Genomic DNA, 13,473 nt, shown 5'->3' on the forward strand with positions numbered 1-13,473 from the left:
TAGATCAAGCCTTCTTGGTCTCCCAGAAGATCTTGTCGATCTGCGCGATGTAGTCCAGCGCCTTCTGGCCCGTCGCCGGGTCGGTGGACGCCTTGGCGGCCGAGAGGGCCTTCAGGGCGTCGTTGACCAGCTGGTGCAGCTCCGGGTACTTCTCGAAGTGCGGCGGCTTGAAGTAGTCGCTCCACAGCACCGACACGTGGTGCTTGGCGAGCTCCGCGCGCTGCTCCTTGATGACCGTGGCGCGGGCCTGGAAGTGCGGGTCGTCGTTCGCCTGCATCTTCTCCTGGGTGGCCTTGACGGACTCGGCCTCGATGCGGGCCTGGGCCGGGTCGTAGACACCGCAGGGGAGGTCGCAGTGCGCGCTGACCTTCACCTTCGGGGCAAACAGGCGGGAGAGCATTGAGCTGTCCTTCCTCGTGATCGTCTTCTCAGGTGGGACATTACTCCGTGACGGACGGGTTTACGCGGGTGCCCCCATGGGCTTACGACAAAAGTCCAGGGTGACCATGGGACTCGTGGAGGAAGGTCCAGGAGAGGTCCGGGAGGCCCCGGGAGGGCCCGGTGCGGGCCCGGGAGGGTTCAGGAGGTGTGCCGGATGACCGAGCAGGGCGGGGAGCGCGAACGAGGGCCCAGGGTGCCGTTCGGGATCGCGGAGGTGACCGGGCCGTCGATGGTGCCCACCCTCCACCACGGCGACCAACTGCTGGTGCACTACGGGGCGCCGCTGCGGGCCGGGGACGTGGCGGTGCTGCGGCATCCGCTGCAGCAGGACCTGCTCATCGTCAAACGGCTCGTGGAGCGGCGCGACGGCGGCTGGTGGGTGCTCGGCGACAACCGGGCCGCCGAGGCCGTGGACAGCCGGGCCTTCGGCCCCGTACCGGAGGACCTGGTGCTCGGGCGGGTGCGGGCGCGGTACCGGGGGATCCGGCCCGGTCGTCAGCGGTCGGTCGGCGTGGTGCTCTCCTGGCTGGTGTCCGCGGTGCGGCCGGTGCTCGCCGACCGCTCCGTCTCCAGGCGCTTGCGGGCCCGGTAGGCGGCCACGTTGGCCCGGGTCGCGCAGCGGTCGGAGCAGTACCGGCGGGACCGGTTGGTGGAGGTGTCGAGGTAGGCGTTGCGGCAGGGCGCCGCCTGGCACAGGCCGAGCCGGTCGGCGCCGAACTCGGTCAGGTGGAACGCCAGGCCCATCGCGGCGATCGCGGCGTACCCGGCGGTGGCGTTGGACGGGTGGTCCGCGAGGTGCATGTGCCAGCGCGGCCGGCCCTCGTCGTCCAGGAGTTCGTGACCGGAGATCTGCGGGCTGACCGGGAACTCCAGCAGGAGCGAGTTGAGCAGGTCCACGGCGTGCGTCTGGTCGCCCGCGTCGGCCGCGGTGAAGACCGCCCGCAGCCGGGCCCGGACCGAACGGAACCGGGTGACGTCCGCGTCGGTCGCGCGCCGCGCCATCTGCGAGGCCTCACCGCCGAACAGGTCGCGGACCGCCTCCACGGAGGTGAGGGCGTCCTTGTTGCGCGCCGGTTCCTCGGTGTTCACCAGACGTACGGCGTAGTCCGAGTAATAGGCCAGTTCCACTTGTAGTCCTTACGGCGGCGGTCTAGGGTCGGGAACAGAACGAGTAACGGACAGGTCTGATACGAGGGTATTACGGAGGTCGTGGTGACGGAGACGGCTGCGGGAACCGACTGGCGGGCCTGGCAGGAGAGCTGGGACCGGCAGCAGGAGTGGTACATGCCCGACCGCGAGGAGCGGTTCCGGGTCATGCTCGACATGGTCGAGGCGTTCACCGGCCCCGCGCCGAGGGTCCTCGACCTCGCGTGCGGTACGGGAAGTATCACGAAGAGGCTCTTCGACCGGTTCCCGGACGCGGTCAGCACGGGTGTCGACCTCGACCCGGCGCTGCTCGCCATCGCCGAGGGCTACTTCGCCGGCGACGGGCGGGTGACCTTCGTACGGGCGGACCTCACCGACCCGCGGTGGGTGGAGGCGCTGCCGTACGACTCGTACGACGCCGTCCTGACCGCCACCGCCCTGCACTGGCTCCGCGTCGAGCCGCTGGCCGCGCTGTACGGGCAGCTCGGCGGCCTCGTCCGGGAGGGCGGCGTCCTCATGAACGCCGACCACATGAGGGACGAGGCCACGCCCCGGATCAACGCCGCCGAGCGCGCCCACCGGCACGCCGCCATGGACCGCGCCAAGGAGGCCGGCGCCCTCGACTGGGCCGCCTGGTGGGACCTGGCCGCCAAGGACCCGGTGCTCGCGGCGCCCACGGCCGAGCGGTTCGCGATCTACGGCGAGCACGCCGAGGGCGACACGCCCTCCCTCGACTGGCACACGCGCACCCTGCGGGAGGCCGGGTTCGCGGAGGCCAGGGCGGTGTGGTCGTCGCCCTCGGACGCGCTGGTGCTGGCGCTGAGGTAGCGGCCGGGATCATGCGGAGGGGCGGTACGGGTGGACCCGTACCGCCCCTTCACGCGTCCGCTACAGCACCTTCGACAGGAACGCCTTCGTCCGGTCGTGCCGCGGGTTCGTCAGGACGTCGCGCGGGTGGCCGGACTCGACCACCACACCGCCGTCCATGAACACCAGCGAGTCGCCGACCTCGCGGGCGAAGCCCATCTCGTGCGTGACGACGACCATCGTCATGCCCGACTCCGCCAGGTCCCGCATCACGTCCAGCACGTCGCCCACCAGCTCGGGGTCGAGCGCCGACGTCGGCTCGTCGAAGAGCATCAGCTTCGGCTCCATCGCCAGCGCGCGGGCGATCGCCACGCGCTGCTGCTGGCCGCCGGAGAGCTGGGAGGGGTAGTTGCCGGACTTGTCGCCCAGACCCACCCGGTCCAGCAGCTTCAGCGCCCGCTCGCGGGCCACGGCCTTGGACTCGCCCTTGACCTGGACCGGGGCCTCCATGACGTTCTCGGTGGCCGTCATGTGGGGGAACAGGTTGAAACGCTGGAAGACCATGCCGATGTCCCGGCGCTTGAGCGCGACCTCGCTGTCCTTCAGCTCGTACAGCTTGTCGCCCTTCTGGCGGTAGCCGACCAGCTCGCCGTCGACGTACAGCCGTCCGGCGTTGACCTTCTCCAGGTGGTTGATGCACCGGAGGAAGGTCGACTTGCCGGACCCGGACGGGCCGATGAGGCAGAACACCTCACCCGGCGCCACCTCCAGGTCGATGCCCTTGAGGATGTGGGCCGCGCCGTAGGACTTGTGCACGCCCTCGGCCTTCACCATGGCGGTCATCGCGCCACCTCCGGGCGTCGCAGGGTCGACAGATTGGCCTTGACCTTCTGCCACGGGGTCTGGGGGAGGTCGCGGAGCGATCCGCGGGCGTAACGCCGCTCCAGGTAGTACTGGCCGACGCTGAAGATGCTCGTCAGGGCCAGGTACCAGAAGGAGGCGACGAACAGCATCTCCATCACCGCGTACGTACGGCCGGAGATGATCTGCGCGCTGCGCAGCAGGTCCGGGTACGAGACCACCGCCACCAGCGACGAGGTCTTCAGCAGGTTGATGAACTCGTTGCCGGTCGGCGGGATGATCACCCGCATGGCCTGCGGCAGCACCACCCGGCGCATGGTCTGCGCCTGGGTCATGCCGAGCGCGTGCGCGGCCTCCGTCTGGCCCTCGTCGACCGACTGGATGCCGGCGCGGACGATCTCCGCCATGTAGGCACCCTCGTTGAGGCCCAGGCCGAGCAGCGCCACGACCAGCGGGGTCATGACGTCCGTCATCTCGTCCTTGTAGATGAACGGGATCTCGAAGATGGGGAAGATCAGCGCGAGGCTGTACCAGAGCAGCAGCTGGACGTAGACCGGGGTGCCCCGGAAGACCCAGATGAAGAGCCAGGAAACACCGCCGGTGACCGGGTTCTTCGACATCCGCATCACGGCGAGGACGACACCGAGCACGAGACCGATGAGCATCGAGACGACGCTGATCATCAGCGTCCGGCCCGCGCCGGCGATGATGTTGCCGTCGGTGATGTAGTCGCCGACCGTGTTCCAGTTGACGTTGCCGCCGGCGAAGGCGGACACCAGCCAGACCAGGAAGGCCAGCACGAGCGCGCCGCTGACGTAGCGCCCGTAGTGACGGACGGGTATCGCCCGGATCGGCTCGGCGGCGTCGCCGTCCTCCTTGGCGATCCGGGGGGTGCCCCCAGAGCCGCTCCCGGCCCCGTCGGCGTCCCCGGCGGGCTCCTTGGTCAGGCTCGTGACCACGGCGTCCCGGGGGGCCTTGTCGGCCGTGGTCTCGGCCGTGGTGCCGGGCGTGGCGTCGGCGGGCTTCGAAGCCGGTGCGGTTTCGGCGGTCGCGGGTTCCTGGGTGGTCTTAACGGCCTCGGCCGCGGTGGCGACCGTCGCGGTGGCCTCGGCCGCCTCGGCGGCCTTGGTCGCCCTGGTGGCCGCCGTCGCGCGCTTGGCGGGGGCCTTCTTGGCGGCCGTCGTCGCCTTGCGCGCGGTGGTGGTCTTCTTGGCGGCCGTCGTCTTGCGCGGCGTGGCCGCCTTCTTGGCCGCCGTCTTCCTCGGAGTCGTGGTCTTCTTCGCGGCAGCGGCCTTCGCCGGGCCGCTGCCGGAGTCCTCCGACGGGATGTCGGAGGATTCCGGGTTGAGCTTTTCAGTCACGATGACTGCCTTTCACAGAGCGCGAGGTGGATCACTTGCCGCCGTTGATGACGGCCTTGTCGATCGCACTCTGCGAAGCACCCCACTTGTCCAGGATCTTCTGGTACGTACCGTCCGCGATGATCGCGTCCAGCGCTTCCTTCACCGCGTCGCGCAGCTGGGCGTTGCCCTTGTCGACTGCGATGCCGAACGGACCCGCGTCGACCGGCTCGCCGGCCACCTCGAACGCCTTGCCCGCGTCCGCGGTCTTCGCGACGTGGACGGCCACCGGGTAGTCGTTCAGGTCGGCGTCCGCGCCGCCCGACTTCACGCGGACCTGCGCCTCGGCGTCCGTGTCCGGGGTCTCGATGGCGATCTTGGCCTTGCCGTCCTTCTCGCACTTCGCGGACTGCGCCTTGGCGGCGTCCGCGTACGTGGTGCCGAGCTGGACCGCGACCTTCTTGCCGCACAGGTCGTCGAGGGTCTTGATCCCCTTGGGGTTGCCCTTCTTGACCAGGATGGCCGTGCCGGACTGGAAGTAATCGACGAAGTCGACGCCCTTGCCGGTCTTCTTGCCCTCGTCCAAGCCCTGCTGGCGGTCCTTGTTGTCCGTCATGCCGGACATCACGAGGTCGACGCGGCCCGAGTAGAGGGAACCGACGAGACCGTCGAACTTGCCGTTCTCGAACCTGAACGTCACGCCCAGCTTCTTGCCGAGCGCCTCACCGATCTCCGGGTCGATGCCGACGATCTTGTTGCCCTCCATGGACTCCATGGGGGCGTACGCGGCATCCGTGCCGACCTTGACGACGCCGGACTTCTTGTACTTTTCGGGGAGCTTCGCGAACAGCGGGGCCGAGCTGCCCTGGGAGACGGCGCCCGAGTCCTTCGCCTTGCCGGCCTCGGTCTGGTCACCGCAGGCGGTCAGCAGCATGGAGCCGGCGACCGCGATCGCGGCGACCGCGGCTATCCGGGACGTCCGGGACGTCCCGGGCTTCGCGGCGGTCGTACAGCGGGTGGTGCTTGCGGTCATGGTCGGGTTCCTCCGGCGGGTGAGGGAGTTGCCAAAGCGGACGAGCACGCACCATCGGGTGCTTCGACCGCGTGTGATTACGGCATCTTGCCATTCGGACTGGCCCGAACAGGGGGCCGCGCATGTCAAAATCGGATAACGGGACACCCCCGAACCCCAACAGGCCGGTACATCAAGGCCGGACCTCTTACGGGTTTGCCTTCTTCTCGCCGGAAAATCTCCGGTTGATCTCGTCATTCGGACGCGATAGCAGCCGCAAAACGGGCCGCGTACTGACTTGTCCAGAATTTCAGCTATGAGTCATGTCACCGGATCCCGGCTGTGGTCGGGGTCGAGGCTCATATGAGATACCGACTCGTCGACAGAGCGGTCCGTCCGGTAAGAAGGATCCTTACACCCCTCATCCGGGGCTCAGGGCGCGTGTGCGGCGCGCCCGACGCGTACGTACCTCCCCTGCCCGGGCGGGCCAACCACCTGGCGCAGGCACGGACGCGGTGCCCGCCCACCCCTCCTCAACCAGGAGTGGCCACCCTCGAACGAAATGACTTAAGGGGTCAACACATGGCAGCGGAGATCGTCAATCCTCGCAGCGACAGTGACAACACCACCGAGAGCGGCGCCGACGAGCCCTTCGATCCGGCGTTCGCGCTCCACCGCGGCGGCAAGATGGCCGTCCAGGCCACCGTCCCGATCCGCGACAAGGACGACCTGTCCCTCGCGTACACGCCCGGTGTCGCGAAGGTGTGCAGCGCCATCGCCGAGCAGCCGGAGCTCGTGCACGACTACACCTGGAAGTCCCAGGTCGTCGCCGTCGTGACGGACGGTACGGCCGTGCTCGGACTCGGTGACATCGGCCCGGAGGCATCCCTCCCGGTCATGGAGGGGAAGGCGATCCTCTTCAAGCAGTTCGGCGGCGTGGACGCGGTGCCCATCGCGCTCGCCACGACCGACACGGACGAGATCGTCGAGACCGTCGTCCGCCTCGCGCCGTCCTTCGGCGGCGTCAACCTGGAGGACATCTCGGCGCCCCGGTGCTTCGAGATCGAGCGCAGGCTCCAGGAGCGGCTCGACATCCCGGTCTTCCACGACGACCAGCACGGCACCGCCGTGGTCACCCTGGCCGCCCTGCGGAACGCCGCGAAGCTCACCGGCCGGGGTCTCGGCGACCTGCGCGCCGTGATCTCCGGCGCCGGCGCGGCCGGTGTGGCCATCGCGAAGTTCCTGCTGGAGGCCGGCCTCGGCGACGTGGCGGTCGCGGACCGCAAGGGCATCGTCAGCAGGGACCGCGAGGACCTCACGCCCGTGAAGCGCGAGCTCGCCGAGCTCACCAACCGGGCCGGGCTCTCCGGCTCCCTGGAGAGCGCGCTCGCCGGCGCGGACGTCTTCATCGGCGTCTCCGGCGGTACGGTGCCGGAGCCGGCGGTCGCGTCGATGGCGCCGGGCGCCTTCGTGTTCGCGATGGCCAACCCGAACCCGGAGGTCCACCCCGACGTCGCGCACAAGTACGCGGCCGTCGTGGCCACCGGCCGGTCGGACTACCCGAACCAGATCAACAACGTCCTCGCCTTCCCCGGCATCTTCGCCGGCGCCCTTCAGGTGCGGGCCTCCCGCATCACCGAGGGGATGAAGATCGCGGCCGCCAACGCGCTGGCGGACGTGGTCGGTGACCAGCTGGCCGCCGACTACGTGATCCCCTCGCCGTTCGACGAGCGCGTCGCCCCGGCGGTCACGGCCGCCGTGGCCGCCGCCGCCCGCGCGGAGGGCGTCGCCCGCCGCTGACGCCAGGCCGGGTGCCCGCTCCAAGGGCCCCGTTCCGATCCCCACCGGGAGCGGGACGGGGCCCTTCGGCGTACCGCCGGTCCTGGACTTTCCGCAGGGATCCTTGGACCGCCCGCCCAATGTTCGCCGGGGCTCTTCCGGAGGTTCACACGAGGCTGCTGTGATGCGCGCGCCACCCCACCCCGCGCAACGACAACACAGGAGGCGCCGCGTGAACCTGGTCGTCAACGGAGACGCCGAGAGCGGTCCCGGAGGTACCGCCGAGCCCGTCGGGACGGTCACCGGCTGGCGGGTCGTGCAGGGCGCGCCCGCCCTCGTCGCGTACACCCTCGGCGGGGGATACCCCACCGCCGCCGACCCGGGCCCCGCCCGGCGCGGGAGCCGGTTCTTCTCCGGAGGCACCTCGCCCCGCACCGCCCTCCTCCAGGACGTCGCCCTGCCCGCCGCCGGCACCACCGGCCACGCGGCCGTCGACGCCGGCCGGGTGCGGTACGCGGTGAGCGCCTGGCTCGGCGGCTACGCCTCCCAGGAGGACGGCGCCCGGCTGTCGGTGGAGTTCCGGGACGGCCGGGGCACCCCCGTCGCGCTCAGCGTGCTGGGGCCGGTGACGGCGGCGGAGCGCCAGGGGCGCACCGGGCTGCTGGAGCGCGCCGCCGGGTCGCTCGTGCCGCCCGGCGCCCGTACCGCGCGGGTGCTCCTCGTCCTCACCCGCACCGGCGGTGGCACGTCGAACGACGGCTACGCGGACGGGATCGCACTCACGCTCACCGCGGCCACGGGGGTACGGACATGACGCTCGACCGACGCAACCTGCTCAAGGCCGCCGGCGCGGCCGGCGCGCTCAACCTGGTGTGGCCGCTGAGCGCCGGTCTGTCGCCCGCGCAGGCGCGCGAGGCCGCCGAAGCGCTCGGCGCCGACTACGACCCGGCGCCCTTCACCCTCGGGGTCGCCTCCGGGGACCCCCAGCCCACGGGCGTGGTGCTGTGGACGCGCCTCGCGCCCGAGCCGCTCGCCGCCGAGCAGCGGCTCCCGGAGGTGGTCGAGGTCGGCTGGGTGGTGGCGGAGGACCAGGCGCTGAGCCGGGTCGTGGCCCGGGGCACGGCGCCCGCCTCCGCGACGCTCGGCCACAGCGTCCACGTACCCGTGGGCGGGCTGGCCGCGGGGCGCCACTACTGGTACGCCTTCACCGCGCTGGGCAGGACCAGCCGGGTCGGCCGGACGCGGACCGCCCCGGCCGGCGCCGTCTCCCGCGTACGCTTCGCCGCCGCGAACTGCCAGGCCTTCCACGACGGCTACTACGCCGCCCACCGGGGCATCGCCCGCGAGGACGTCGACTTCGTCGTGCACCTGGGCGACTACATCTACGAGCACGGCCCGGCCGGCGGCGACCACGTCCGGGACCACGAGGGGCCGGCCGTGCTCACGCTCGCCGACTACCGCCGCCGTCACGCCCTGTACAAGGGCGACGCGTCCCTGCGCGAGGCCCACGCCGCGCACCCCTGGTTCCTCACCTGGGACGACCACGAGGTCGCCAACGACTACAGCGGTACCGGAGGCGGGGCGCCGTTCCTCCAGCGGCGGGCGGCGGCGTACCAGGCCTGGTACGAGAACATGCCGCACCGGGACGCCTCCGCCACCTCCGCGCTGCCCGACCCGGAGATCCACCGCGTCCGCCGCTGGGGCGACCTGCTGGAGCTCACCGTCCTGGACCTGCGCTCCCACCGGTCCGCGCAGAACCTGCCGAACGGCACCATCCTGGGCGCCGGCCAGAAGGACTGGCTCAAGGGGACCATCGACCGGGCGCCCGACTCCTGGCACGTGTGGGCCAACTCGATCATGCTCAGCCAGCTGCGGAGCCGGCCGGGCGGCCCGTACATGTTCACCGACCAGTGGGACGGCTTCCTCGCCGAGCGCAAGGAGGTCCTGAACCACGTCCACACCAGCGGCCTGGAGGACCTCGTCGTCATCACCGGCGACTGGCACTCGGCGTTCGTCGACGACATCCGCACCGACTTCGACGACACGTCCTCACCGCTCGTCGGCACGGAGTTCACGGCCCACTCGGTGACCTCGGGGGCGTACTCCGCCGACTGGAACGCGGCCAACGGCCCCCTCATGGGCAAGGCCAACCCCCACCTGAAGTACTTCGAGGGCAATCGGTACGGCTACGACGTGTACGAGGTCACGCCGGAACGATTCAGCGCGCACATGCGGGTCATCGCCGACCGCCGAGACCCCGTCTCCCCCGTCACCACGCTCACCACCTTCCACGTGGACCGGGGCAGGCCCGGGTCGTACGAGGACCCGGCGACGAGGAACAGCCCGGCCCAGTGGCGCCGGGACTGAGACCCGCCCGGCCGGGAGGCTGACGCACGTCACACCGGTGCGCGGTTCCGCCGCGCACCGGTGCCGCCCTAACCTCAAGGTCATGTTCGCTGCCTACGCCGCCCGAATCGACCGCGACCAGCCCCTGAACGGCCTGGAGCTGGGCGAACGCCCCGCGCCCGAGGTACTTCCCGGCTGGACCACCGTCACCGTCAAGGCCGCCTCCCTCAACCACCACGACCTGTGGTCGCTGCGGGGGGTCGGGCTCGGCGAGGACAAGCTCCCGATGATCCTCGGCTGCGACGCCGCCGGCCTCGACGAGGACGGCAACGAGGTGGTCGTCCACTCCGTCATCGGCCAGACCGGCCACGGCGTCGGTCCGGACGAGCCCCGCTCCATCCTGACCGAGCGCTACCAGGGCACGTTCGCCGAGAAGGTCGCCGTCCCCGCCTGGAACGTGCTGCCCAAGCCGAAGGAGCTGTCCTTCGCGGAGGCCGCGTGCCTGCCGACCGCGTGGCTCACCGCGTACCGCATGCTCTTCACCAACGCGGGCGTGCGCCCCGGCGACTCCGTCCTGGTGCAGGGCGCGGGCGGCGGGGTCGCCACGGCCGCGATCGTCCTCGGCAGGGCGGCCGGGCTGCGGGTCTTCGCGACCAGCCGCGACGAGGCCAAGCGCAAGCGGGCGGTCGAGCTCGGGGCGCTGGAGGCGTACGAGCCGGGCGCCCGGCTGCCGCAGCGGGTGGACGCGGTGATCGAGACCGTCGGCGCGGCCACCTGGTCGCACTCGGTCAAGTCGCTGCGGCCGGGCGGCACGCTGGTGATCTCCGGCGCGACGAGCGGTGACCGGCCCTCGCACGCCGAACTGACCCGCATCTTCTTCCTGGAGCTCAAGGTCGTCGGCTCGACGATGGGCTCGAAGGACGAGTTGGAGGACCTGCTCGCGTTCTGCGCGGCGACCGGGGTGCGGCCGGTCATCGACGAGGTGCTGCCGCTGGACCGGGCGCGCGAGGGCTTCGAGAAGATGGCGGCCGGCGACCTGTTCGGAAAGATTGTCCTCACCACGTCTTGATGAGCCGTCAGGTCCGCTGATGGGATCTCCGGCACCGTCCACCGTGCCGGAGGTCCCGTCATGCGCACCCTCGCACTCGCACTCTCCGCCCTGCTGGCCCTCGCCCTCGCCCCCGCCGCCCCGGTGGCGGCCGCCGAGCCGGACATACCCCGCCTCACCGACGACCGCGGCCGTGTCCTGACCCTGCGCGGCTGGAACGTCGAGGACAAGACGCACCGCGGTGAGGCGGCCCTGTCCGCGATCACCGAGAAGCACTTCCGCGACATGCGGGCCCGGGGCTTCGGCTTCGCCCGGCTGCTGATCTTCTGGGACGACCTGGAGCCGGTGCGCGGCCGGTACAGCGAGGGCTACCTCCGCAGGATCGAGCGGATCCTGGACTGGGCACACACGTACGACATGCACGTGGTGATCGACGCCCACCAGGACGTCTTCGGCCCCGCCTTCGGCCACCGGGGCATCCCGGAGTGGGCCACCCGCACCGACGGCCTGCCGTTCACCCCGCACCCGGACGACTGGTTCGCCGAGTACTTCGAACCGGCCGTGCAGCGGGCCTTCACCCACCTGTACGAGGACGAGGACCTGCGGCGCGCCCAGGCCCGGATGTGGCGGGTGCTCGCCGATCGCCTCGGAGACCACCCGGCGGTGCTCGGCTACGACCTCGTCAACGAGCCCATGGGCGAGCCGCGCCGGGGCGAGGACCTCGCCACGGCCGCCCGCCGGATCGAGCGCGACCAGCTCACGCCCATGTACAACCGTCTCGCGGACGCGGTTCGTTCGGTCGACGACGACACCTGGCTGTTCGTGGAACCGACCCCGATCGTGGGGGAGGGCGTCCCGACGGGCCTGGGCCGGATCGAGGACCACAGGGTCGTCTACGCCCCGCACTTCTACAACACCGCGATGGAGGCGGGCGCGGACTACGACCCGTCGGCCGGCTGGATCGAGGCGTACGAGGCGGCGGTGACGCAGTACCCGAAGAAGTACCGGGTGCCGGTGGTGGTGGGGGAGTGGGGCCCGCTGAACAACTCCCTGCCCCACATGGGCCGCTTCTACCGCGAGGCGCTCACGTCCCTGAACCGCTACAGCTCGGGCTGGGCGGGCTACGTCTGGTGCTACGGGGGCGGCTACTGCGCGCTGGACGCCTCCGGCGACTGGCGTGCGAACAAGGAGCTGACGGCCGCGCCCTACGCGGAGGCGGTCGCCGGCCGGGTGGTCGAGCAGGGGCCGTCCCGGCTGGTCTACGTCGCCGGTCGGGGCGGCGCGACGGAGCTGTCCCTGCCCACGCGCCCCGGCGGCTGGAGCGTGACGGTACGCGGACGGGCCCGGCTGGTCCCGAGCCCCGCCGGCCGCGTCGTGATCCGCGCCGTCCCGGGCGCGACGGTCACCGTGACGGTGACCCCGGCCGCCCGCTGAGCCCCGGCACCGCGTGGCCGCGCCACGCCGGGGCGGACCGCCCGTGCCGGGATGGCCGGCGCCATGCCGGGCGGGCCGGCCACCGCGCTGGTCCGGCCCGGGGCGTCCGTCGGCCGGCCCCGGCCCCAGGGCGACGCGCTCCCGCCGGAGCGGTGACCCGGGGCCGGGAAGGCCGGGCGGCGGGGTTCAGCCCCTCGTGAGGCGGACGGCGACCGTCTCGGAGACGGTCACCTGCCGGTCGTAGTCGGGGTCCGTCGCCGTGGCACGGGCCTCGACCTCGACGTCACCGCGCTGGAAGGGCACGTCCCCGGAGGGAACGGCCGCCGCGGTCCACGCGACGGGCGCGCCCGGCGCGCACGCCACGGAGGTGGCGTACGAACCCCGGATGATCCTCTGCCTCTTCACCTGCGTCACCTCACCCGCGACGTCCACCCGCACCGGCTTGTCGCAGCTCACGGTCCCGTGCAGGACCGCCTTGCCGTTCAGCGTGTTCGCGGTGCCGTCCAGCGCGACGGCGAGCCCCAGGCCCAGCTCGGCCGGCGGGGCCGGATTGGTGACGTGGATCTCCCCGCGGGCCGCGGTGGCTCCGCCCTCGCAGTGCTGCTCGAAGGTGGCGTCGAGCGTCTTGACGTACCCCTGCGGACCGAACTCCAGGGCCGCGATGGTGAAGCTGCCGGTCAGGGTGTTGCAGCCGCGTCCGTTGCCGCTCAGGGAGAGCCCGGGACCGGCCTCGTTGAACGGGTGGCGGGTCGCGTCGGTGTACGTCCCCGTGGTCAGGGGCCTGCCCTCCGGCGCGGAGAGGTCCAGGTGCCACCAGTCGCCGTTGACGCCGTCGACGGCGACCGAGACGACCCGGTTGTCCGTGGACCCGGTGACGCTCATACGGTCCTGGGACGCGGTGCCGTAGGCGTAGGACCCGCCGTTGCTGATCCAGTCGCCCTCGTCGCCGGAGAAGGCGAAGGTGCCCTCGGTGACCGGCTGGGCGTGGGCGGCGGGGCCGGCGACGAGGCCGGTCGTACCGGCCGCCATGGCCAGGGCCAGAGCGAGCACGGCGGTGGCGCGGGCGACGACGCGCCCAGGTGCTTGACGTCTCACGGGTGTCCCCCCTCAAGAGTGCTGACGTGGGGAGTCTGTCAACCGGAGTGACGGGAGACAACGCCGTTTCAGGAGGGCTTGGTTGACCTTTCAGCCAACGTCGGGTGTCGCCGGTCGCGGCACCACCCAGGGGCCAGGGCCTGTCTTCCGGACCCTGCCGGGCT

At 71.6% G+C, this 13,473-nt stretch carries 13 protein-coding genes; 7 read left to right on the top strand and 6 right to left on the bottom strand.

Annotated elements, in window-relative coordinates:
- Positions 1 to 4 precede the first annotated feature (4 nt).
- Positions 5 to 400, bottom strand: a complete 396-nt coding sequence (sodN, locus tag IE109_RS23835) for a superoxide dismutase, Ni (RefSeq protein WP_064068537.1) — start codon at positions 398 to 400, stop codon at positions 5 to 7.
- Positions 401 to 595: 195 nt separating this feature from the next.
- On the opposite strand from sodN, the gene sodX reads away from it, so the two are divergent.
- Positions 596 to 1,033, top strand: a complete 438-nt coding sequence (gene sodX / locus IE109_RS23840) for a nickel-type superoxide dismutase maturation protease (RefSeq protein WP_189553113.1) — start codon at positions 596 to 598, stop codon at positions 1,031 to 1,033.
- On the opposite strand, the gene IE109_RS23845 is transcribed toward sodX, so the two are convergent.
- Complete coding sequence (locus IE109_RS23845; RefSeq protein WP_189553115.1) at positions 937 to 1,569, bottom strand: CGNR zinc finger domain-containing protein; 633 nt, start codon at positions 1,567 to 1,569, stop codon at positions 937 to 939. The genes sodX and IE109_RS23845 overlap by 97 nt on opposite strands.
- 84 nt (positions 1,570 to 1,653) lie before the next feature.
- Between IE109_RS23845 and IE109_RS23850 the strand changes: the two genes are divergently transcribed.
- Complete coding sequence (locus tag IE109_RS23850) at positions 1,654 to 2,415, top strand: class I SAM-dependent methyltransferase (RefSeq protein WP_189553117.1); 762 nt, start codon at positions 1,654 to 1,656, stop codon at positions 2,413 to 2,415.
- A 60-nt stretch (positions 2,416 to 2,475) separates the two neighbouring features.
- Here IE109_RS23850 and IE109_RS23855 read toward each other — a convergent pair whose 3' ends face one another.
- The 3 genes from IE109_RS23855 to IE109_RS23865 form a co-directional block, all read right to left on the bottom strand.
- The gene (locus IE109_RS23855; RefSeq protein ID WP_308431387.1) at positions 2,476 to 3,237 is read right to left on the bottom strand and encodes an amino acid ABC transporter ATP-binding protein; all 762 of its coding nucleotides are present in this window, start codon (positions 3,235 to 3,237) and stop codon (positions 2,476 to 2,478) included.
- Positions 3,234 to 4,214 (bottom strand): amino acid ABC transporter permease, encoded by a 981-nt coding sequence (locus tag IE109_RS23860; RefSeq protein ID WP_189553287.1) that lies wholly within the window; start codon positions 4,212 to 4,214, stop codon positions 3,234 to 3,236. The genes IE109_RS23855 and IE109_RS23860 overlap by 4 nt, the downstream gene beginning before the upstream one ends.
- Positions 4,215 to 4,647: 433 nt before the next feature.
- Positions 4,648 to 5,628 carry an ABC transporter substrate-binding protein gene (locus tag IE109_RS23865; RefSeq protein ID WP_189553119.1) on the bottom strand — a complete coding sequence of 327 codons (981 nt, stop codon included), beginning with the start codon at positions 5,626 to 5,628 and terminating at the stop codon, positions 4,648 to 4,650.
- Between the two features lie 561 nt (positions 5,629 to 6,189).
- Between IE109_RS23865 and IE109_RS23870 the strand changes: the two genes are divergently transcribed.
- The 5 genes from IE109_RS23870 to IE109_RS23890 all read left to right on the top strand — a co-directional run bounded on the left by IE109_RS23870 (position 6,190) and on the right by IE109_RS23890 (position 12,214).
- Entirely contained in the window at positions 6,190 to 7,407 is a 1,218-nt protein-coding gene (locus IE109_RS23870) for an NAD(P)-dependent malic enzyme (protein ID WP_189553121.1), read from the top strand.
- A gap of 211 nt (positions 7,408 to 7,618) precedes the next feature.
- Positions 7,619 to 8,200 (top strand): phosphoesterase, encoded by a 582-nt coding sequence (locus tag IE109_RS23875; RefSeq protein ID WP_189553122.1) that lies wholly within the window; start codon positions 7,619 to 7,621, stop codon positions 8,198 to 8,200.
- A complete protein-coding gene (locus IE109_RS23880; protein WP_189553124.1) occupies positions 8,197 to 9,753 on the top strand; it encodes an alkaline phosphatase D family protein in 1,557 nt (518 codons plus the stop codon). The genes IE109_RS23875 and IE109_RS23880 overlap by 4 nt, the downstream gene beginning before the upstream one ends.
- Positions 9,754 to 9,835: 82 nt before the next feature.
- Positions 9,836 to 10,801: a zinc-binding dehydrogenase gene (locus IE109_RS23885; protein ID WP_189553126.1), complete on the top strand. Its 966-nt coding sequence runs from the start codon at positions 9,836 to 9,838 to the stop codon at positions 10,799 to 10,801.
- Between the two features lie 60 nt (positions 10,802 to 10,861).
- Positions 10,862 to 12,214 carry a glycoside hydrolase family 5 protein gene (locus IE109_RS23890; RefSeq protein WP_189553128.1) on the top strand — a complete coding sequence of 451 codons (1,353 nt, stop codon included), beginning with the start codon at positions 10,862 to 10,864 and terminating at the stop codon, positions 12,212 to 12,214.
- A 186-nt stretch (positions 12,215 to 12,400) separates the two neighbouring features.
- Here the strand turns inward: IE109_RS23890 and IE109_RS23895 are convergent, their stop codons facing one another.
- Positions 12,401 to 13,309, bottom strand: coding sequence for a hypothetical protein (locus IE109_RS23895; protein WP_189553130.1), 909 nt, complete (start codon positions 13,307 to 13,309; stop codon positions 12,401 to 12,403).
- Positions 13,310 to 13,473: the final 164 nt, after the last annotated feature.

Origin of the sequence: Streptomyces lavendofoliae (assembly GCF_014649735.1) — a bacterium.
In the GTDB taxonomy this organism is placed as follows: domain Bacteria; phylum Actinomycetota; class Actinomycetes; order Streptomycetales; family Streptomycetaceae; genus Streptomyces; species Streptomyces lavendofoliae.